The sequence below is a fragment of the Komagataeibacter xylinus genome (genome assembly GCF_004302915.1).
Classification (GTDB): domain Bacteria; phylum Pseudomonadota; class Alphaproteobacteria; order Acetobacterales; family Acetobacteraceae; genus Komagataeibacter; species Komagataeibacter xylinus_C.
The window spans coordinates 1-21,330 of the sequence record NZ_QQBI01000035.1 but is presented as its reverse complement, the minus strand read 5'-3'; the positions used below and the strand labels follow the sequence as shown (position 1 = coordinate 21,330).

General features: G+C 57.2%; 23 protein-coding genes and 1 pseudogene. 20 read left to right on the top strand and 4 right to left on the bottom strand.

Annotation, left to right across the window (positions count from 1 at the left end):
- The first annotated feature begins 32 nt into the window (after window positions 1–32).
- Window positions 33–179, top strand: a complete 147-nt coding sequence (locus tag DV027_RS14385) for a hypothetical protein (RefSeq protein WP_242621941.1) — start codon at window positions 33–35, stop codon at window positions 177–179.
- Window positions 180–212: 33 nt separating this feature from the next.
- Here DV027_RS14385 and DV027_RS17660 read toward each other — a convergent pair whose 3' ends face one another.
- The 3 genes from DV027_RS17660 to DV027_RS14375 all read right to left on the bottom strand — a co-directional run bounded on the left by DV027_RS17660 (window position 213) and on the right by DV027_RS14375 (window position 1,985).
- Window positions 213–389, bottom strand: coding sequence for a hypothetical protein (locus tag DV027_RS17660; RefSeq protein WP_165399212.1), 177 nt, complete (start codon window positions 387–389; stop codon window positions 213–215).
- Window positions 390–565: 176 nt separating this feature from the next.
- Complete coding sequence (locus DV027_RS14380; RefSeq protein ID WP_165399211.1) at window positions 566–1,195, bottom strand: acyl-homoserine-lactone synthase; 630 nt, start codon at window positions 1,193–1,195, stop codon at window positions 566–568.
- 79 nt (window positions 1,196–1,274) lie between these two features.
- A complete protein-coding gene (locus tag DV027_RS14375; RefSeq protein ID WP_130732675.1) occupies window positions 1,275–1,985 on the bottom strand; it encodes an autoinducer binding domain-containing protein in 711 nt (236 codons plus the stop codon).
- A 434-nt stretch (window positions 1,986–2,419) separates the two neighbouring features.
- Here DV027_RS14375 and DV027_RS14370 point away from each other — a divergent pair.
- The 7 genes and pseudogenes from DV027_RS14370 to DV027_RS14340 all read left to right on the top strand — a co-directional run bounded on the left by DV027_RS14370 (window position 2,420) and on the right by DV027_RS14340 (window position 8,566).
- Window positions 2,420–3,144, top strand: a protein-coding gene (locus tag DV027_RS14370; RefSeq protein ID WP_130732674.1) for an IS5 family transposase whose coding sequence is annotated in 2 segments (ribosomal slippage) — window positions 2,420–2,750 and window positions 2,750–3,144 — 726 coding nt in all. Because the reading frame shifts where the segments join, the coding sequence is not laid out codon by codon here.
- Window positions 3,145–3,966: 822 nt separating this feature from the next.
- A complete protein-coding gene (gene dcm / locus DV027_RS14365) occupies window positions 3,967–5,226 on the top strand; it encodes a DNA (cytosine-5-)-methyltransferase (RefSeq protein WP_130732673.1) in 1,260 nt (419 codons plus the stop codon).
- Window positions 5,198–5,704, top strand: a complete 507-nt coding sequence (locus DV027_RS14360; protein ID WP_275101005.1) for a very short patch repair endonuclease — start codon at window positions 5,198–5,200, stop codon at window positions 5,702–5,704. The genes dcm and DV027_RS14360 overlap by 29 nt, the downstream gene beginning before the upstream one ends.
- Before the next feature lie 172 nt (window positions 5,705–5,876).
- Entirely contained in the window at window positions 5,877–7,235 is a 1,359-nt protein-coding gene (locus DV027_RS14355; RefSeq protein WP_130732672.1) for a type II restriction endonuclease, read from the top strand.
- Between the two features lie 92 nt (window positions 7,236–7,327).
- Entirely contained in the window at window positions 7,328–7,729 is a 402-nt protein-coding gene (gene vapC, locus DV027_RS14350; RefSeq protein WP_130732671.1) for a type II toxin-antitoxin system tRNA(fMet)-specific endonuclease VapC, read from the top strand.
- A gap of 413 nt (window positions 7,730–8,142) precedes the next feature.
- Window positions 8,143–8,241 (top strand): annotated as a pseudogene (locus DV027_RS14345) (GTP-binding protein); the annotation flags it as partial.
- Window positions 8,242–8,245: 4 nt separating this feature from the next.
- Window positions 8,246–8,566 (top strand): DUF6525 family protein, encoded by a 321-nt coding sequence (locus DV027_RS14340; RefSeq protein ID WP_130732670.1) that lies wholly within the window; start codon window positions 8,246–8,248, stop codon window positions 8,564–8,566.
- 58 nt (window positions 8,567–8,624) lie between these two features.
- Here the strand turns inward: DV027_RS14340 and DV027_RS18185 are convergent, their stop codons facing one another.
- Window positions 8,625–8,774, bottom strand: coding sequence for a PepSY domain-containing protein (locus tag DV027_RS18185; RefSeq protein WP_408884472.1), 150 nt, complete (start codon window positions 8,772–8,774; stop codon window positions 8,625–8,627).
- A gap of 278 nt (window positions 8,775–9,052) precedes the next feature.
- On the opposite strand from DV027_RS18185, the gene DV027_RS14330 reads away from it, so the two are divergent.
- The 12 genes from DV027_RS14330 to DV027_RS14275 all read left to right on the top strand — a co-directional run bounded on the left by DV027_RS14330 (window position 9,053) and on the right by DV027_RS14275 (window position 21,283).
- A complete protein-coding gene (locus DV027_RS14330) occupies window positions 9,053–9,460 on the top strand; it encodes a TonB-dependent receptor domain-containing protein (RefSeq protein ID WP_165399210.1) in 408 nt (135 codons plus the stop codon).
- Window positions 9,461–9,722: 262 nt separating this feature from the next.
- On the top strand, window positions 9,723–10,352 hold the full coding sequence (locus tag DV027_RS14325; RefSeq protein WP_130732667.1) for a sigma-70 family RNA polymerase sigma factor: 630 nt from the start codon (window positions 9,723–9,725) through the stop codon (window positions 10,350–10,352).
- A 96-nt stretch (window positions 10,353–10,448) separates the two neighbouring features.
- Entirely contained in the window at window positions 10,449–11,426 is a 978-nt protein-coding gene (locus tag DV027_RS14320) for a FecR family protein (protein WP_130732666.1), read from the top strand.
- A 151-nt stretch (window positions 11,427–11,577) separates the two neighbouring features.
- On the top strand, window positions 11,578–14,163 hold the full coding sequence (locus DV027_RS14315; protein WP_130732665.1) for a TonB-dependent siderophore receptor: 2,586 nt from the start codon (window positions 11,578–11,580) through the stop codon (window positions 14,161–14,163).
- Between the two features lie 56 nt (window positions 14,164–14,219).
- Window positions 14,220–15,947 carry a cyclic peptide export ABC transporter gene (locus DV027_RS14310; protein ID WP_130732664.1) on the top strand — a complete coding sequence of 576 codons (1,728 nt, stop codon included), beginning with the start codon at window positions 14,220–14,222 and terminating at the stop codon, window positions 15,945–15,947.
- A gap of 209 nt (window positions 15,948–16,156) precedes the next feature.
- Entirely contained in the window at window positions 16,157–17,404 is a 1,248-nt protein-coding gene (locus DV027_RS14305; RefSeq protein WP_130732663.1) for a PepSY-associated TM helix domain-containing protein, read from the top strand.
- On the top strand, window positions 17,401–17,655 hold the full coding sequence (locus DV027_RS14300) for a hypothetical protein (RefSeq protein ID WP_130732662.1): 255 nt from the start codon (window positions 17,401–17,403) through the stop codon (window positions 17,653–17,655). Before DV027_RS14305 ends, DV027_RS14300 begins: the two co-directional genes overlap by 4 nt.
- Complete coding sequence (gene exbB / locus DV027_RS14295; RefSeq protein WP_130732661.1) at window positions 17,652–18,395, top strand: tonB-system energizer ExbB; 744 nt, start codon at window positions 17,652–17,654, stop codon at window positions 18,393–18,395. The genes DV027_RS14300 and exbB overlap by 4 nt, the downstream gene beginning before the upstream one ends.
- Before the next feature lie 6 nt (window positions 18,396–18,401).
- On the top strand, window positions 18,402–18,911 hold the full coding sequence (exbD, locus tag DV027_RS14290; protein ID WP_130732660.1) for a TonB system transport protein ExbD: 510 nt from the start codon (window positions 18,402–18,404) through the stop codon (window positions 18,909–18,911).
- 14 nt (window positions 18,912–18,925) lie between these two features.
- A complete protein-coding gene (locus DV027_RS14285) occupies window positions 18,926–19,789 on the top strand; it encodes an energy transducer TonB family protein (RefSeq protein WP_130732683.1) in 864 nt (287 codons plus the stop codon).
- 45 nt (window positions 19,790–19,834) lie between these two features.
- Window positions 19,835–20,353: a Fur family transcriptional regulator gene (locus tag DV027_RS14280; protein ID WP_130732659.1), complete on the top strand. Its 519-nt coding sequence runs from the start codon at window positions 19,835–19,837 to the stop codon at window positions 20,351–20,353.
- 93 nt (window positions 20,354–20,446) lie between these two features.
- Window positions 20,447–21,283, top strand: a complete 837-nt coding sequence (locus DV027_RS14275; RefSeq protein WP_242621940.1) for an efflux RND transporter permease subunit — start codon at window positions 20,447–20,449, stop codon at window positions 21,281–21,283.
- The last annotated feature ends 47 nt before the right edge of the window (window positions 21,284–21,330 follow it).

The window sequence follows — 21,330 nt, the reverse complement described above, 5'->3', positions numbered from 1 at the left end:
ATCAGGCCGAACCGGACAACCTGCATGCCAAGATGAAGGCGGTCCTGTTCCTGCTGAAGATCAAGAAGAACCGGGGCATCTGCCCTCGCGTCGAGCAGGCGCGGCAGAACTGGCTGCGACGGAGGCGGGTCATGTCGCTGAGGGTGAAGAAGATGAGGAAGCGTGAGTTGATCGCGTAGAAAATTAGGCGGCTCCGGGTGGAGCGACCTAACTTACACCGGATGCCAGCTTGACAATTGACGCCGGGCCATATCCATAAATTTTTCCTTTTCATCTTCTGTGGCGCCGCCGGATGTCAAATTCGATGTGGCCTCCCATTTCCGAAATGGATAGCGTTGTGAGAACAGTTTCTTTGCGAGGTATTCAATATCACCGTCGCGGATAAACAATTTATTACTCCTATTAAAATTTTATTTATTTATTTATTTCAATATTTATTATTATTTCTGTGATGGAGAGCGAATTGTCAGTCTGTGTTAGACCGCACCTTCTTGCTTCTTCGCGCAGAAACGATAACGCGGCTTTAATATCATTTGCTTTCGTTTTCGTATCTTCATTCATATTGTTATGCTGCATTCTGGTGCTCAATGCTGTCATTATTGAGGACGGTATAGTGGATATTCAGCTTTTCTCGTGCCTTATCAAGAACATCCTGCGAGACGGGCACTACGGCAGAAGCGACATCATGGCCTGATGGAAGCGTCTTTCTCATGTGAATATGAGCTTCTACACCGGCTCCGGGTACAATCCGCTTGAGAACGCCCCACGCGGTCAGGAATAGATAGGTGTCAATCCCATTCAGAACCGAAAACTCAATGCATGCCAGGATCAGTTCGGCCGAAATCTGCTTGCGCAGGGATAGCGACATGTTGCGCTCGACGCCAAAACGGGTGATTTCCCATACATTCGGCCCAGAGAGAACAATCTGACTGGGCATCATATCGGGCCAGAGTGTTTCCAGCATGTAAGGCCGGTTTGTTGGCAGCAGACGGACCATACCCCTGACCACACCAGCGACATCGCGCCACACAAGATAGACGGAGGCAGGAGTATCGAACTGGTCATATTCCATACCTTTGTAGAAGGGAACTTCCCACTGCTCATTGGCCACAAAATGCCGGTAGCGAAACCTAAACTGCTCAGCGAGGGCTGTTCCGCACCAATGGGCGTTTTCAACGGTTACGACTTCGATCATGGATACGCCCTCTTGCTGTTGGGTAAGAGGATTATTCATGAAAATCGACAGTCAGGTTACCTGTCAGGTCTGACAGGTTTTACAGTTCAATCAGACCAGCGCAAATGGCCTTCACCACACCCATGATACGATTTGTACATTTTAGCTTCAGTAGTGCATTGTTGATATGGAAATTAACGGTTCTCTCACTGACACCAACAATCATCCCGGTTTCCCATGAGCTTTTACCCTTGGCTGTCCATCTCAGACATTCTTTTTCACGCGGGGTAAGAATAGGGACCAATACATCTGCCGGTTCATCCAGCTTTTTATAACTGGTAATGAAAAAATTAGATAAGGCACGCAGATAAATTTCAACTTCTTGATCTACGTCTTTGTCTGTAAATGCAAAACATATGGCATAAACCAATCTGTCATGTGTATGGAATGGTATTGTCATTCCCTTTTTTATACCAAATTCTGACACATCCTTGATTATCTTTTTTTCTCTTTGGTTTATATTGAGGATTTCATGCCAAAAATACGGATGACTCATAAATCTAGATTTTTTTATTATTGGATCATAACTTATATAATTATTCTCAATATAAAAATTTACCCATTCCTCTGGATAGCCGACATGTATAAAATTTTCCTTAGGATCTTCAGTCCTGTTTAATTCCACAATGGTTATATGGACGCCGCCAACGGTCAGGGCGGCGTCAAGGTAGGCGGTTAGAAGATCGTGTTTAGTGCTTGCGTTCTCGAAGTCATGCAGCTTCGATAGGAGGTCGATTGTCAATCCCGCCATCTATTGCGTTGCCTCATGATACCATTCAAGGATAAGCCTAAATTATATGATATCCTTATTCTATATATTTATGACCGCACTCATCATTATGGTAGCTTGGCTCGCTTTTGAGGCCGGCAGCCAGATCATTCCATCCTGCCCCGGCGACACTGTGTTGTGGTTCAACCAGAACACCCACATTTATCACCTGCCGGGCTGACGTGCCCCCGAAAATGTGCCCATTTTAAGGTAGCGTCCGATCGAGAAGGATACGGACGGATGAAACGCAGTTCCTTTGCGGATCTTATCTTCATGACCTTGCAGCCACGTCCGAAGCAAAGCGCACAGAAGACCACATTAGGGCGTGTCGTCAGTTAAGCGGGAGGATTATGCCGCTTGTACTCCCGTTTGATCTGTGATGTTTTCTTCCTGTGTCTGGGACGGGGAGAGTGGGAATGCGACGGTATGGTCTGAGCGACAGTCAGTGGGAGCGGATAAAGGACCTTCTCCCGGGTCGTGAAGGTCATGTCGGTGGAACGGCTGCGGATAACCGCCTGTTTGTGGAAGCCGTGCTGTATCGTTACCGTGCTGGCATTCCCTGGCGTGATCTGCCTGTCCGGTTCGGGGACTGGAAGAACGTCCACCGGCGGCTGCGTCGCTGGTGCGAAGGCGGTGTGATCGAACGGATTTTCCGGCATCTGGCTGCTGACCATGACAACGAATACATGATGATCGACAGCACGATTGTCCGGGCTCACCAGCATAGTGCGGGCGCCCGTAAAAAAGGGGCGCGGATCAGGCTATCGGCCGATCCCGTGGCGGACTGACCACCAAAATTCATGCTATTGTCAATGCTGCGGGAAAGGTTGTGGCTCTTTCCCTGACACCCGGGCAAAGGGCGGACATCACTGAAGCAGAACCCCTGCTGGATGAAGTCGACCCCGAGGCCTTCATCGCCGACAAGGCTTATGACGCCGATCCCCTCATCGAAAAGCTTGAAGCACGGGGTATCATACCGGTTATCCCGTCAAAGAAAAACCGACGCAATCCATGGAAAATCCTGTTCTCGCTTTATAAAAAACGAAACATCATTGAACGCTTCTTCGCCAGCCTGAAGCAGTTCAGAGGCATAGCAACACGCTATGACAAGCTAAAATCAACCTTCCTAGCAGCAGCATAACTCGTCTCCGTTGTCATCGGAGCTAACTGACCGCACCCCCTAGAACATGGCCTCTGACACCAGACGAGATGGAGCCGTTGCTCAATGATCTTGGTGAGAGTCGGTACTAAGGCACGGTAGAGTGGGGGGTGATTTCGGCTCCAAGCTAAACAAATTTTTGAGGTAGGTACCACAATTTCTACCACACCAGCCTGAAAAACCGTCCAGAAACGACCAAAGCGCCCCGTGGGGCGCTTGGCAATTTCTCGTTTATTTACAAGAAGTTCTGGCGGAGGGGAAGGGCATCATTTATCTGTTGTAATACGCTGAAATACATAGATTTCAACATTCCACATTTATCGCCATACCCGGCATTATACCCATAAAATATTTTCACGATGCCACACCGACAGCGATGCATTTTGACCTGCCCATAGGCTGCGCCTCTATACAAACCGGAACCGCCATCAAACCAAGTGCGCATCCCACGCTTTGGAAAAGCGCTTTCCTGCCATGCTGGTTCAAAAGAATACATATCCAGAAATTATCATACATAATGTTTTTTAAATCCCGTTGCCAACGGGGAAATCGATGCTCTTTTCTCAGCAGAAAAATAGTCATCTCGCGTATGGGAAAAGTCATCCATAGCGAAAGCCGCATAAATGATAGAAGCTCAATCCTGTCGCATCTGGCCTCAAAAAAGCCCGGTAAATCAATGTTGGGAGAAAAGGGCCATGCCGCAGGTTTTAGAAGAACATGAGAGGAACAATAGCTTGCCCTCCGGGAAGGATTCTGCCATTAAGGCAGATACAGTCCTAGTCCCTCGATATCGGAAACACCTTCATGCCCACGCGAACAGAATTCAGTCTCCTGCGTGACCGGGCAGGCCTTACACTACATCAGGCAGCAGAAGAACTGGAGCTGGGAGAGCGGACGGTATATCGTTACGAAAATATGCCCGGTGCGGCGAGCCGCACGGCACTCAAACTGCTACGCCATATCGCCAATGAACGGCTCCGTGCGTTCGAAAAGGAAAGGGTCAACTTCCGCTTCATTGACCTGTTTGCCGGTATCGGTGGTCTCCGGATCGGCTTTGAAGGGATTGGCGGTCGATGCGTCTTCACCTCGGAGTGGGACCGGTTCTCCCGACAGACCTATGCGCTCAATTATCCGGACAACCACGAAATCAGCGGAGATATCCGGCCGTTTGCCGATGATCCGTCATTGATCCCCGAGCACGATGTCCTTCTTGCCGGCTTTCCATGCCAGCCTTTTTCGATCGCGGGTGTTTCCAAGAAAAATTCGCTGGGCAGACCCCATGGCTTCCTGTGCGACACCCAGGGAACCCTGTTTTTCGATACGGCCCGGATCATCGCCCATCACCGGCCAGCAGCATTCCTCCTGGAAAACGTGAAAAATCTGGAACGGCATGACAGGGGGCGTACCTTCGCCACCATCATGCACGTTCTTCAGGAAGAACTGGGCTATCATGTCCAGACGCGGGTGATCAGCGCGGCGTCCTGGGTTCCCCAGAAGCGGGAACGTATTTTTATCGTAGGTTTTCGTGAAAAAACAGAGTTTGATCTGGCGTCCCTGGCGATTCCGCCCGCGGAGCAGGGCCCCCGGCTCGGTTCAATCCTCCTGCCACATGATGAAGTAGACCCGAAGTACACCCTCACGGAACATCTCTGGACCTATCTCCAGAATTACAAGGCCAAACATGCTGCAGCCGGTAACGGCTTCGGTTTCGGGCTGTTCGGACCGGACGATGTCGCCAGAACGCTGTCAGCCCGGTACCATAAGGATGGCTCCGAGATCCTGATCAGACAAGAAGGCAAACGTCCACGTCGCCTGACCCCGCTGGAATGTGCACGTCTGATGGGGTTTGACCGGGGAGCACGTCGTTTCCGCATCGGCGTTTCGGACACGCAGGCCTATCGCCAGTTCGGAAATGCGGTCGTGGTACCGGTCATCGAGTTTCTGGCCAACGCGATGAAACCCTATATCCGGTCAGCCCTGGCGCAGCAGTCTGCCGTGCCGGTATGGTCCCAGCCTGATATCCCGGGGCTGCCTCATGCGCATCAGCAGGTTGCCGTTGCCTGATATCGTCTCCCCCGAACAGCGGAGCCGGATGATGGCTGGTATCCGCGGGAAAGACACGAAGCCGGAAATGGTCCTGCGAAAAGGTCTGCATGCCCTTGGTTTCCGCTTCAGACTGCATGACAGAAAGCTGCCGGGTACGCCGGATCTGGTATTTCCAAAATACAGGGCCGTAATTTTCATCCATGGCTGCTTCTGGCATGGCCATGACTGTCATCTTTTCCGTCTCCCGGGTACCCGCACCGAATTCTGGCGCAGCAAGATCGAGCGTAACCGGGCTGTTGATGCCCGGACCGTCCCCGCATTACGCAACTCCGGCTGGCGCATTGGAACCGTGTGGGAATGTGCAATACGGGGAAGGGGACGTATCCCACTGGAGACTGTCCTAGAAACCTGTGCGTCATGGCTGAAATCGGACGTGGCCGAACTGGAAATAAGGGGCAGTAGCGAACGAACTGTCGCGGAACCACTCCCGTCCTGACATAGACCAGAATCATGGAGCATGGAGCATGGAGCATGGAGCATGGAGCATGGAGCATGGAGCATGGAGCATGGAGCATGGGAGACTTTATGTTGAAGTCTGGCATACATTATTACAGAACTGAGAAATCGTTTTTCTGACGCTACACGTATTCATAAGATCAGGGATCTCAATGTCATCGCAGACTCAACTGGCTCTTGAACAGGCTGCTCCGGACGCCAGCCTTCTGTCACGGCTTTTCGCGGCCTCTGATCAAGTCATGGTAAAAAAGCTGCGGAACAATGATAGGGACTGGGCCCGTAAGCGCAGCAAACATCAGGCCGGGGTCTTTATTCCCGTAGAATCCCGGGATAGCGGTTTCTTTCCGCAACTGATGGTCAAAGAACGTAAAAAACCCGGGGCCGCTGAAATCCGTGAAGCTTTTTTCCCGACCGTCTGGCCACAGATCGGTGAGGAACGTACGAGCCATCTGGTGCACTATACCAGCAAAGGCAATGAGACCCATCTGACGGTTCTGCCAAAAGCCGCTTTTGCAGATCTTCTCCCAGCCTCTTTTCTGGTCATGGGACGACAGGAAAAACACGGGCACCGCTTCTATGAATGCCTGACCATTGATTCTGGTAGCGATGATTTTGAACTGTTGCGTGACCTGTTCGATCTCAAGGCTGAGTTTGTATCTGCTGTGTTTGAACCCGAGAGTATCCGCTCGGAAGAACAGGGAAAGATCCTCGATTTTGCGGGGGAGGTTATTGATGCGTGGTTACGTGGCGAAATCGGGACATTCGCTGCCAGTCGTGCTGCCATACCAGCGACAGTTGACCTCGCGCGCGAAGCCCAGGCCATCTTCATGCGGCAGCGTGGCCTGACGAAGATTGATCCCTTTTCCCTTGAAAAACCCGGAGATGATCTGAGAACACTCAGCCGGACTATCGAATGGGATCTTTTCCGCAAACATCAGCATCGGAAATATGCCGTGGATCTCGTCCGCCTCGTAATGGGCGAGACGCCATACAAGCCGTCTCCGGCTGAGGTCATCCGCCGCCTGATCGATAAGCGTCCCGAGATCGATGCACTCATGCTGTCGGCAGGGCAGCAACGGAAATCCCGGGCAGGTTACTCTTATGAGCATCATATTGAAGCCATGCTGCGTGATGGTGGTATTCCCTTCGAGAAGCAGGTCATCCTTGAATCAAAAAAGAGGCCGGATTTCATCCTCCCCAGCCTGGCTTTCGTGGATAGCGGGCGTGCAGATTCCAGAACCGGTCTGATCCTGAGCGCCAAAACGACATTGAGAGAACGCTGGAAGCAGGTGGAGCGCGAAATGGGAGGACGCCCCCTGTTTCTGACGACCGTCGACGAAAACATCGCAGGCAATGCAATCGAGGACATGGCATCTATCGGCGTCAGGCTTGTGATCCCGGAAGGCCTTCTGAAGGCGAAAGAGACCGAATATGCGGGTCATCCCAATGTCATGGAATTCGGGCGCTTTTGCCAGGAATTCATCAAACCGCATTTATCATCTTGGAAGTAATAAATTATTTCCTATATATATTACTTGTAGCTCCTCTATGGACATGCTCTCATCTTGCCAACGGAAAACTTACGGACCGGCATCGCATCGCAATGCGTTATGGTCGTCTTCTGGATACAAATTTCTGCATCCGCGTAATACGTGATCGTCCAGAAGATCTGCGACAGAAGTTCAATGATAACGCAGAAGCTCTCTATATATCCGACGTCGTACTGTACGAACTTCCGTATGGTGCCGAGAAGTCGCAGGATCCCTCACAGGTGCGTCGGGAGGTAGAGCACTTCGCCGCGCGTCTTTCCGTTCTGCCGTTTGATGACGAGGCTGCAGCGCACTCGGCAGAAATCAGAGCTGATCTGGAGCGTAGGGGATGCGTGATCGGCTCATACGATCTGATGATTGCCGGACACGCGCGTAGCAGGGGGCTTGTTGTGATAACCGGCAATCTTCGTGAATTCACCAAAGTCGATGGGCTACGGTCTGAAGACTGGACGTAAGTGTAAATTGTTAATATAATTTTTTTATTATATATTTATTGATATTCCAATAAATATGGATTGATGACTGACATGTCTTTACTGTCAGAACGACAGGCTGCATCCTATTTTCTGCCAACCCAGAGTGTACTGCATTCATCTTCCATCTTGAAAAATGAGTATCCGCCTTGATCAAGGCTGAACATTGTTTTCATACTTTCAACAATCTTCAATGTGCGTGCCTATATGAGATCCACAACCCGTATTCTCGAACTTTGATACAGTTTTAACCAAGAAACACGTTCGGACCACAGGCATTCCATAACGTCGTATCCTGCAAGATATCTTTTCCCGTTCGAAATCCTTCAGGGGTTGTTATATTATAACGTTCTATATAAGTTTGCCGGATTACAACCGAATGAAGAGTGTCCGTCATGCACGAAAGGCTTCCGGTAACGGTTCTTTCCGGCTTTCTGGGAGCAGGAAAGACGACGCTCCTCAACCATGTGCTCAATAATCGTGAGGACCGCAAAGGCGATGGTAGATAACGAGCGGACGCTGCGGCACGAGATGTGGCGACGCTATGCGGGTGATGACTGGGCAGCCTTCGATGCTCTTCCCGCCGCGATCCGCAACCGGGTTGCAACACATGCCTATGATGCCTGGTCGGTCAATGTCATGATGCTCTGGCAGCATTACAAGCGGCTCTATGGGCGCACGATGCGCGCCGAGCGGGCGTTGATCCGGTATCTTGATTATTGCGAGCGGCTGGAGCGGGAAGCGTTTGCCTCGCGCTACAGCGAAGCCTACGGCATGACCCTGCCACATGATGCGGCAGGCGTGACCGTGCTGAGATGACACTGGCATCCGAATGCCAGTATTCTGACTTTTCAGCTGCCTGTAGCAGCCTGTCGGGCTATCTGGCCTGACGGGTCTGCCGCTTTCGTTGCCAGATCATGATGCCCGTGACCACCAGCATGCACACGGCCAGATCCGACAGGCATATGAGGATACGGCCGCCAGGCCCGGCTATCCTGCCGCTATGCCACGGCAACGGCAACTGCATCTGCATGACCAGATTGCCCGCAGCCCCCCGGCCGGGCATGTCACCTGCCGTGATCTAACCGGTTTTCAGATCCACGGTAACCACGGGACTTCCCAGCCCGGAGGGTTCTGTTCCCTGATTGCTGAAAAGGTAGAACATGGCGGTCCCGTCATCCGGGTCCAGCAGCACGGATGACGGGATTGAACACCTCATCCTCAAGCGCCAGCGCCACCCCGCTTATGGCAATGCCCAGCAGGGCAACCCATGGCCACAGCGAGACGGCTCGATGCAGGTCAAACGTGATCCGTGCCTATACCTATCAGAACGTGGCCTATACGCGCGGCAGTAGCAACCTGACCGGCGAGCACCCGATTTTGGTGCCCAAACAGAAATTCTCAGTGTGGGGGCATTACGACCTGCGCAACGGCCCATTGCGGGGGCTGGGGTTTGGCGCGGGCGTGCGCTACAACGGCAATACGCTGGTGGACAACACGCTGGAATATGTAACCCCCAGCTATGTGCTGGTGGATGCGCAGGCACAGTATGCCCTTGATGCCGTGGCCCCACGGATGAAGGGTATGCTGTTTCAGGTCACGGCCCGGAACCTGCTCAACCAGCGGTACTATCCCGGCTGCGCGGGGGCCGATACCGGCTGCTATATCGGCGCGAACCGCAACGTGATCGGGAAAGTGACCTATAGCTGGTAATGACTGCAAATATTGACTGTCAGTTATGCGATTATCGCATGATTCAGCGAAGGTATCCCATACAGACGATCCATCATGGCAGGAAATAACAGCACGCGCCGACAGCTGTCCGATATTTTTGGACGGTTCCATACAACATACTGATTTACATATACCTTTCCAAGAACTCAGAAAGCATGTCGCATGCGTCCCGAGGGTGACATACGAAACATCGGCCACATCATACGCAACTTGAACATGCGAATGATTATTATTACAGGACATGAAAACAGCAGGAGATACGACACGCGATAAGGCAAAGCCCCGTGCGTCGATCTCCTTGGAGGCGGTGCCCGTGTCCTACGCGGACAAGATTTTTCTGGAAGTCCTTGAAAGCAACAGACGCCATCTTGTCGCGCTGGCGGCGCGGGTCGTGGGCTGCGCATGGCGGGGCGAGGAAATCGTGCAGGACGCCTATATCCGCATCATCCGCGCCGGGGCCGCGCCACAGGACATCCAGCACCCGCTGGGTTACCTGAAACGGGTGATTTTCTGCCTCGCCATTGATGCACGCCGGGCAAAAGCCGTTGAACGTGCCTATGCGCAGGCCATCAGTTCTCCCGACAGACGGACCACATGCACTGACGGGGCAGGGAACGGGGATATTCCGCGCCCCGATGCCATCGAAATCCTGACGCCCGAACGCCAGCTTGCCAGCCAGGATGAACTCCGTCGCGTGCTGGCATGCCTTGACGGCCTGCCCCCGCGCACCCGCCGCGCGTTTGAACTGAGCCAGCTCTATGGCCATAAACAGCGTGAAGTGGCCGAGATCCTCGGTGTCAGTTCCCCGCGCGTGCATGCCATGCTCCGGCAGGCCTTCCAGCGGATTACCGAGCAGCTTGGTGACAAATGAAGCCCCACCTGCCGGCATTAATTTCCGTACCGTTCAATCGTCAGACAGAAAGGGAGATGTGAAAGCGCATGTCCTGCCTGCAAAGCATATGGGCCCATGACCGACATTCCCCCGCCTGACGCTGCCGAAACGGCCCTTTCGTTCCTTCTCCGTGTGCAGGATGATCCCGGAAATGACTGCCTGAAGGCTGAACTCCAGCAATGGCGGCAGGCTGATCCCGCGCATGAACGGGCATGGCAGCAGGCATTGCGGGTCCGCCTGCTTGGCCAGATGGCCCTGCAGGGCGCGACACAGGCCCGGCCCCCGTCAAAGCCCATACCCGACAACCTGTATCGCTTCCCGGTCCGCAGATGGTGGGCGGGGGCGCTGGCAACTGCGGCGGCAGCGGCCATTGTCCTTGCCTGCGCGCCTTCGCTGCGCCTGTGGTTTCAGGCGGACTACACCACGACAACAGGCCAGACGCGCCAGATTGCCCTGGATGATGGCAGTCATCTGACCCTGGGCAGCGCATCCGCCATTGCCGTGCACATGCAAGGCGATACACGCCGGGTCGTGCTGCTGAAAGGGGAGGCTCTGTTTCAGGTAAAGCATGATCCCCGGCGGACCTTCGTGGTGGAGGCCGATGGCGTGGTGTCACGCGATATTGGCACGGTATTTGACGTGCGCAGCGGGGCTGGACACGTCGTGCTGGGGGTTGGTGAGGGTACGGTCGGGCTGCGCGCACTACAGGCGGGAATAGCAGCCGAGCAGACCGTCAATGCCGGTGAACAGATCGATATTACGGAAAAGACCGGGGCCGTGCGCCGCTCCGCCATTTCACCTGACAGTATCGGATCATGGAATACAGGCCTGTTTGGTGCCAGTGCGGTCAGTGTCGCGGATATGCTGGGTATATTGCGCCGCCATTATCCCGGCTATGTCATTGTGCGCGGAACCATACCCGCCAGCAGGCTGGTGGGGGGCGTGTATGACCTGCAGCGCCCTGCCGACAGCCTGCGCATGCTGGTCACCTCCTCTGGCGGGTCCATGCGCGAAGTGGCAGGGCGTATTCTGGTTGTCAGCTTTCCCGGCTGATCCGGCGCGGGCAGCAGGCAAAGCAGTCCTGACCTGCAAAAAAAAGTTCCTGAACGTGCGACCGCTATTAAGTTCCGCTGGCGTGGCCCGTCATGTTTTGTGAGACGAATTGATCCTAATTCGCATTTGCAATACAGCAGGCAACATTTCCATGGCAGCAAGCGTTGATATTCCCACCGCCACAGGCAACCGGTTCCGTTCTATCCTGCTGACTGCAGTGGCCCTTTCTACATACGGAAGCCTGACATGCGCGGGTGCGCTGGCCGCACCATCCGCCGGGGTCAACACTGGCGCGGTCCTGTCCTTCCATATCGCGCAGAAACCCCTGCGTGATGCGCTGGTGGATCTGGGTACACAGGCCCGCGTACGCCTGATCTTTGCTGCCGACAGCATACCGAATATCACGGTGGTCCCCCTGAACGGCACGTTTTCGGTGCCGGACGCAATCGGGCGACTGCTGGGTGGGACAGGACTGACATTTTCCAGCCGGGACGGCGCATTCTACATCCAGAAAGCCGCGACCGCCAGCATCACGCTGGGCCCCGTGCGGGTGGGCGGCACCGTGGCGCATGAAAGTGCTACCGGACCCGGCGTAGGCTACGTGGCCACCAATACCCTGACCGGGTCAAAGACCGACACGCCCATTATCGAGATACCGAACTCGATCCACGTCATCACCAAACAGCAGATGATCGACCAGCAGCCCCAGAACGTGATGGAGGCGCTGCGCTACACCCCCGGCGTGCATGTGGAGGGGCTGGGCGGCTTCGCCAATGGCGTCGGCAGTGGTTACAATAACGGCAGTATCGTGCAGCGTGGCTTTGCCACCGCGCAGTTTGTCGATGGCATCCGGTCATATTCCAACAGCGCGGGGGAGACCGCGTTCCTTGAGCGTATCGAGGTCATGAACGGCCCGGCCTCGGTGCTGTATGGTCAGACCACGCCGGGCGGCCTGATCGGCATGAGCCTGAAGAAACCGACCGACACGCCGCTACGCAATGTCACCCTTGGCTTTGGCAACTGGGGGCGGTACGAGGCCACATTCGATGTCAGTGACAGGGTCACGAAATCAGGGAATGTGCGCTACCGCATTGCCGGTATTGGCGTAACCCAGGGCACGCAGACCAACTATATCGACTATCACCGCGTAGGTGTCCTGCCCTCCATTACATGGGACATAGACCACAAAACCTCACTGACCCTTCTGGGCAGCTATATGTACACACCCGGCGATGGCATCAACATGACGCAGCTTCCGCCCAGCGTGCTGCTTGATACCAACGGTTATGGCCGCATTCCCCGCAGCCGCTTCCTGGGTGACAGGAACTGGAACGAGTCAGGCCAGACGGATGCCATGTTTGAATACCAGTTCAAGCATACCTTCAACCGCTGGATCGATTTCAGCCAGACCATGCGTTTTGAAAGCTCGAAGTTTCGTAACAAGACGCTCATGCGCGGCGAAGGCATGGTGACCGACCAGCTATACTCCCGCGGGCCGGTCGAGACCAACTGGCCTAGCACCACCATCGGACTGGATACGCGCGTGGGGGGCAAGCTGCCGATTGGCCCGGTACGGAATACATGGGTCGTTGGAACGGACTTTCGGCAGTATAACAGCAGGGACAGTTCGCTCAGCGACGATACACCAGGCAATAACGGCTATCCTGGTCTTGATGGGTATACGCTGGTCAATGTCTATAATCCGCAGAGCAATTACGTGCCCTGCATGGACATCCATTCCTCCAAGTGTCTTGTCAGCGGATATCAGAGCCACCAGAACTATTTTCAGGAAGGCATCTATTTTCAGAACCAGCTTAAATACAAGGGGCTGTCCGTTATCCTTGGCGGCCGGCAGGACTGGGTGAACTATCATGGCTATACCGCGCAGACGAGCAACGAGAACGCCACCCATACCTACACCTATACCCGCACCAGTGCCCTGCCACGGCCGCAGGCGGCCTTCACATGGCGCGCGGGACTGGTCTATCAGTTCAAATTCGGCCTGGCGCCGTATTTCAGCTATTCCACATCCTTCGTGCCGCAGAGTTCGCGCAACTGGCAGGGCAACCTGTTCCCGCCGCTGACCGGCAAACAGCTTGAAGCAGGGCTGAAATACCAGTCGCCTGACCAGAAAATATTTCTGCAGGCCGCCGCTTTCCGGATCGAGGAAGACCATTACCTGATTACCGACCCCGACCACCCGAATTTTTCCGCGGATGCGGGACGCGTGCGCTCGCAGGGGTTCGAACTTTCGGCCAATGCCAACTTCACCCGCAACCTGCGGTTCATGGCTTCCTATACCTATGACGCCGCGACCTATCTCAGCACCAACCTGAGCGATACGCAGGAATATGCCAACGGTACCACAGGCGGTACAATATCAGAAAAAGGAAAATACATAGGCGAGGGGATTCCCCGCAACATGGCTTCCGCTTTTCTGGATTACACGCTACCCACGCGTTACCTCAAGGGTTTCGGCATCAATGGCGGCGTGCGGTATAATGGCTTTACCTATTCCGATGATGTAAACAGCTTCAAGGTCCCCGCGTACACCCTGTTCGATATCGGCGCGCATTACGATTTCGGGCAGGCCACGCCCATACTGAAGGGTTTGCGGGGGCAGCTTTCCGTCTCCAACCTGACCAACAAATATTACATCACTTCATGTGGTGGTACTTACTCATGCTATATCGGGCAGGGTCGGCGCGTTTACGGCAACCTGAGCTATAGCTGGTAAAACCCGCCTGAAAAAACGGTTCATCTCATCGTCATTTCCTGCAGGAGGTGCCCGTTATGAACCGCATGCAGTCTTCATATACCGGCGTCCTGCGTACCCTGTGGCGTCTGCAACGTCCGTTATGGCCTGTAACACTTGGGGCGACGCTTGTCGGCACGGCAGGCGGGCTTGCAAGCGCATGGCTGCTATCAGGCATCAATGATGCCCTGCATGCGCCGGACAGGCTGAATTCAGCCCTGGCGCTGAACCTTGCGGGGCTGTGCGTGCTGTCCATTGCGGGATCTGCCCTTGCAGGGATCGGCAATAGCGCAGCCGGCCAGAAGATCATCTCCCGTCTGCGCCATGAGGTCGCCGCCCGCGTGCTGGCCACCCCGCTGGCCACGCTGGAGCGGCATAAACCGCACCGGATGCTGGCCATCCTGAATGGCGATATCAGTACCGTCAGCGCGTTTACCTTCAATTTCTCGGGCTATGTCGTCTCCCTGGCTGTGGTGCTGGCCTGCGTGATCTATCTGGCCGTTCTGTCGCCACCGGCCTGCCTGATCGTGATCGTGTCCTTTGCCTGCGGTGTGGCGCTGACGGTCTGGCGCCGGCGCAGGTGGCGGTCTGATTACCGTGAAATCCGCAGCATGGAAGACAGGCTGCAAAACCAGTACCGCACCATTACCGAGGGGGCACGGGAACTGCAGCTCAACCACATCCGGCGCGACCATGCGCATCATACCCTGCTCGGTGGGGCCGCATCACGTATCGCGACGCTGAAAACCACGGCCATGCGGCGGTTCTGGTTGTTTGATTCCGTTCATGAAGCACTCTTTTTCCTGACCGTGGCCCTACTGCTGGGCACACGTTTTCTTACGGGACTGTCCACCCCTGCCGCCACTGGCGCGGTGCTGGTGCTGCTCTATGCGCGCGGACCACTGGAACGGGTGCTGCAGGCGCTGCCCGCCATGACCGAGACCGAAATCGCCCTGCAACGCATTGCCGAACTGACCGCCAACCTGCCCGATGGCAGGCTACCTGACTTGCGCGCGGAAGATGCGGTCACCTTCCACCATGCCATTACCCTCCATGGCGTGAGCTACCACCCGGATGGCATGGCTGCGCCCGGCTTCATACTGGGGCCGGTGGACCTGACCATCCGCCATGGCGAGATCATGTTCATCACGGGGGGCAATGGCGCGGGCAAGACCACGCTGGTCAAGCTGCTGCTGGGCCTGTATGCACCCACCGAGGGCACCGTGCTGTGTGACGGGGTGCCGGTCACGGCGGAAAACGTCGCCGCATACCGCCAGCTTTTTGCAACGGTGTTCACGGATTATTTCCTGTTTGAGAACCTGCCGCACCCGGATGAACGGACCCTGGCCCTTGTGGCATGCTGGGTGGAACGGCTGGGCCTTGCCCACAAGGTCAGGCTGGAGCAGGGCCGTTTCAGCACCACCGACCTTTCCACCGGACAGCGCAGGCGTCTGGCGCTGGTGCAGGCGCTTGCTGAACACCGGCCAGTCCTGATGCTGGACGAGTGGGCAGCCGATCAGGACCCGGTTTTCCGCCGTGTTTTCTACACTGAAATCCTGCCTGAACTGAAAGCGGCAGGGCGAACGCTGATCGTCATCTCGCATGATGACCACTATTTCGCGACAGCTGACCATATCATCCATCTGGATGAAGGGCGCATCATAAACGACAGCCACCTGACCGGAACGGGGCAGGAGAGGCATGCCACGCGGGCACAGGGACGCCATCCATCGGAAAAAGGCACCTTGGTCCCGCCGGCAATATAAAAAACGGGTTTCTTATGAAAAAATCCGCCACTGGCTCGTCTTTATAAGAAAGGCGGCATTCCGGCCGGTCTGCTGACAGGACGACAGGGCCGGACGCCTGCTGATTTTTTTCGGGATAGTCAGAGGCACGACGCAATGGAACAGGCTGGGACCGGTGCAGATTTTATTTGCAAATCATTCTCACAATCATTATTAAAATGATGGTTCCCATGACGCCCCGCGCCCTTCGCTGGTGGTTCAGCGTTCATAAATGGACCAGCCTTGCCTGCACCGTCTTCCTTCTGATCGTATGCGTAACCGGATTGCCGATGCTGTTTTCCGAGCAGATATTCGATACTTTCGTTGGTGATGACGACCCGCCTTACGAAAGTTTGCCTGCGGATATACCGAATGCCAGTCTCGACGTAATCGTGCAGAAGGCGAGGGGGCTCTACCCGGGCCAGATCATCACCAGTGTCAATCCGGATGACGATGAACCGGCGGTGCTGGTCTCCATGGCGCCCAGTTGGCAGGCGCTCAAGGACGACGAGAACTATCCCGACCGCCACTCCGGTCACTGGATCAAGTTCGACGCCCGCACGGCGAAGGTGCTGGAGCAGTCGCGACCCGCAACAGAACCCAAGCAGCTCGGCACATGGACGGGCCTGATCATGGGGATCTGCCGTCGCCTGCACGTCAGTCTGTTCGCCTATCTGCCGGGTCGCCTGTTTCTGGGCTTTATGGGCGGTGTCTTCGTGGCCTCGCTGGTGTCCGGCACGGTGCTGTATGGCCGGTTCATGAAGCGCCTGCCGTTCGGCTCCATCCGGCGCGACCGTGCGGTACGCCTGACCTGGCTGGACCTGCATAACCTGCTGGGTGTGGCCACGCTGGTCTGGGCGATGGTGGTGGGCTTTACCGGGCTGGTCAACGAACTCCAGACGCCGCTGTTTGGCCTGTGGCGTGTCACCGATGTGCGGCAGATCCTGCGTCCCTACGCAAATCTGCCGGTGCCGTCGCAAGAGCACCTGTCGTCCGTGCAGGCGGCATTCGATACAGCGGCAAAAGCGGCGCCCGGCAATGAGGTGACTGGCCTGTCTTTCCCCGGCGCCTCCTTCGGCAGCCCCGTGCATTACGTGCTCTGGACAAGAGGAGCGACCCCGCTGCGGGCGCGTCTGTTCACCCCGGTTCTGGTCGATGCCCGCACGGGCGAACTGACCGGGGCGTATCCCATGCCGTGGTACCTGCGCTTCCTCGAAGTCTCCCGCCCCCTGCATTTCGGGGATTACGGCGGCATGCCGCTGAAAATCCTGTGGGCGCTGCTCGATGTGGTGGTGATTGGTGTGCTGGTCAGTGGCCTGATGCTGTGGGTCGGCAAGCGTAGAATCGCCACCGATGCCCGTCTGCGGGCGCTGGGGTATGAACTGGATGACGCAGACGATGCGGCTGTTCCTGCCCTGACGGCGGGGACAGTCCGATGAATGCCGTCTCTCCCGAAATCCCCGTGCCATCCCAACCAGTTTCGGCATCACGTCACGCCGTCGCCGTCTGGCCGTGGCCGATTGCGCTGGGGCTACTCACCATCTTCGGCCTGCTGTCCGCCCTGCTGGGCCAGCATGGCGTCTGGCTGGCCCTGTCCTGGGCTGCCCTGTCCATTCCCCTCATCGTGACGGTCGCCTGCGTCCTCCGGGCATGGTGCCGCACCCCGTCTGTCAAAGGAGGTCAGTCATGACCCCGATCTCGTTCTCCCCGTGGGATATGTTCCTCAACGCCGGTCCCGTCGTCCGCTGCGTCATGATCCTGCTGGCCGTGGCCTCGTTGCTGACCTGGACCATCTTCATCGCCAAGTCGCTCGAACTGCTGCGCGTGCGGCTTAAACTCCACAAGGCCGAAAAAGCGCTGGAAGAGGCCAACACGCTGGACCTCGGCGAGGAATGGACACGGGGGAATTCGTCCATTGCCCACACGCTGGTGATGGCCGCCGAGACCGAGCGCAAACGCTCTGCCGACATCCCCGATGATAGCGAGGGGCTGAAGGAACGCATCGTCCTACACCTTGAGCGACTGGAAGCTGCCGAGGGACGCAGGCTCCTGCGTGGTACCGGCGTGCTGGCCACCATCGGTGCGACCTCGCCCTTCATCGGCCTGTTCGGCACGGTCTGGGGCATCATGACCTCGTTCACCGGCATTGCGGCCAGCAAGGCGACCAGTCTTGCCGTGGTCGCGCCCGGTATCGCCGAGGCGCTGCTGGCGACAGCGCTGGGTCTGGTCGCGGCCATCCCGGCCGTGGTGATCTACAACCATCTCGCCCGCCAGACGGCCTCATGCCGCGCACAGGTGGCGGACCTGACCGCACTGGTCATGCGCCTGGTGTCGCGCGATCTGGGCCGCACGCAGATGCTCATGGCGCAAGGTAATATCGTGCGCCTTGGCCCGCAGGCGCGTGATGTCCGCACGGCGGCCGGGGAGTGATCCGTCATGATCCGTATCCGCCACACCGATGAAAGCCCGCATGAGGCGAGCGAGATCAATGTCACGCCATTCATCGACGTGATGCTGGTCCTGCTGGTGATCTTCATGGTCACAGCCCCGCTGACCACGGTGAACGTGCCGGTAGACCTGCCCTCCTCGACCGAAAAGCCGACGCCGCGCCCGGACGATCCGGTGTTCCTGACGGTAAAGGCCGATCACGGCCTGGCGCTGGGGGAAGACGACATCACCATGGATAGTCTGGCCGGAGCACTGGAGAGCGCAACGAAAGGCAACAGGGACGAACGAATCTTCCTGCGCGCCGACAGGACCGTGGATTACGGCACGCTGATGGGCGTGATGGATAAGCTGCGGTCCGCCGGCCATCTCAAGGTCGCACTGGTCAACCTGCAGGGGCAGGAGGAAGGTAGCGAAGCTGGCACAACAATGGTGCCGGCCAGTTCCACAACCTCGGGTAGTGCTCCTGCCACGGCTCCCGTTGCGGGAGGCACGCCGTGAGCGGCACGGCTGACATGGCGGGTACGGCACATCCTGCTGGCGTGACACAGGAGACGGTCCCGCCATCCTTTGCCGAGTGGCAGAAAAGGCAGGCCCGTCTGGCCCGACGTCACGATGCACTCCGCTGGGGCCTGTCCTTCCTCGCCGTGCTCACGGTCAGTGGCGGAGCGGTCTGGTGGATCATGCGTCTGCCGCCGCCCGTGATGGCCGTGCCTGAACCGCCACCTGCGGCCATCGCCATCGACATGGCCCCGGAACCTGTCTCGACACCGACGCCGCCAACGGATGCGCCGATCGGCCCGAAGCAGACCCAGTCCATTCCCGATCCGGCCCCGGTCGAACCACCGAAGATCACGGCCCCGCCGTCGCCCGCGCCCAATCCGCCAGTCCCGGTGCCCAAGCCCGAGAAACCGCGCAAGATCGTCAAGAAGAGCAAGCCGGTGCCGATGCTCAAAAAGCCCATCCCGGACAAAACGCCGCCCGCCGAAGCCACGACCGCGCCGCCGTCCTCGGAAGCGCCACCGGCGCCCACGCAGGCGGCTCCCGCTCCAGGCGCCTCATCTTCCAAGGCATCGCATGACCCGGTGACCTGGCAGGGGGCTTTGCTGGCGCAGCTTGAAAAGTTCAAGCGCTACCCGTCCGATGCCATGGCCGACCATCAGGAAGGCGTGCCGACCGTGACGTTCTCCATGGACCGCAAGGGCCATGTGCTCTCGGTCACACTCGCCAGCAGTTCCGGTCATGCGCTGCTGGACCAGGAAGCCATAGCGCTCCCCAAACGCGCCCAGCCGCTCCCCATCCCGCCGGACAGCGTCGCGGGGGATCCGATCACCCTGACCGTGCCCGTCGAATTCTACATCCACCCGGACAGGAACTGAGGTTTCTGGCCATTCCCTTACTCTGATCGTGACAGGATCATCACCATGCTCGCCTTTTTCGAACACCGCCGTTCTCCGGCCGCCCTGAACCAGATCCGTCCCGGCATGGGCGCCAGTCGCAATGCGGTGCGCAAGCTTGAGGACCGCTGCCGGGAGGCAGGCGTGAAGATGACCGACCTGCGCCGGGTACTGCTGCATGGCATCCTCGAATCCGGTGCGGGGGCCACGGCCATCGAGATCTGGAAGACCCTACGCAATATGACCGACGGCCATCCACCCAGCCAGGGCTCGATCCAGCGCAACCTGAACCTGCTCGTTGCCCGTGACATCCTGCGCCGCGACGTCTCACCCGACCGGTTGTGGCATTACGGCATCGCGCCCGAACGCAAAGGCAGACTGGCCGTCACCTTTGTCGAGGCGGGAACAGGACGGAAAATTCCCTGCCGGATGCCGGAAGTGGCGGCCCTGCTGCGCCGGGCAGCGGCTGAACACGGGCTGGCCGTGCAGGCCGCCGCCATTACCGTGACACCGGTACCGGCCACCGGTGATGCGGACATTCGCTGAGCGCTGAAGCATTTTTTTATCCAACCGCTGAAAAAACGCAGTGGTCGATCGTCTTTATAGACAGAGCCCTCCCGCAGGGACGGGACATCTTCCTTGAAATTCATTGCCTGGTTCGTCCGTCGCCCGGTGGCGACCCTTCTGCTGCTGCTCTCCGCCGTGCTGTCGGGGCTGATGGCGCTGCCCCTCCTGCCGGTCTCCGACCTGCCCGATGTGGACCTGCCGGTCATCTCGGTCTCGGCGTCGAATGCCGGCGGTTCGCCCGAGGTCATGGCCCGCACGGTGGCCGCCCCGCTGGAACGGCATCTGGGCAATATCGCCGGTGTGACGCAGATGGAGTCCACCTCTACGCGGGGGGAGACGTCCATCTCGCTGGGGTTCGAACTGGGCCGTGATCTCAATGGCGCGGCCCGTGACGTGGAAGCGGCGATCAGGGCAGCCCGGCGCGACCTGCCGACCACGCCGGGATCGGACCCGCAATACCACCGGGCCAATCCCAATGCGACGCCAGTGCTGATCCTCGCCGTGACGCCGGGCATGCAGTCCATGGCGAAGCTGTATGATCTGGTAAACACGACGCTGCGGCCCATGCTGCTGCAGGTGCAGGGTGTGGGGGATGTCACCCTTATGGGCAGCTCCGCGCCCGCCGTGCGGGTAGAGATGAACCCGCTGCTGTTCTTCAAATACGGGATCGGGTTTGAAGATCTGCGCGCGGCCCTGGCCTCGGCCAATGCCCATACCCCGAAAGGTGTGATCGATATGGCCGGGCGGCGTTACCAGCTTGCCGTCAACGATCAGGCTGAACATGCCGATGCGTACCGGGATCTGGTCATCGCCTACAAGAGCGGGCGCCCGATCCGGCTGCGGGATGTGGCCACCGTCACCGACAGCATGCAGGACGTAATACCAACCGTTGATTGCTATAACCTATGAGCCCAATTGCGCAGTCCGATTGACATGATGCGCCATGGTTGATCGAC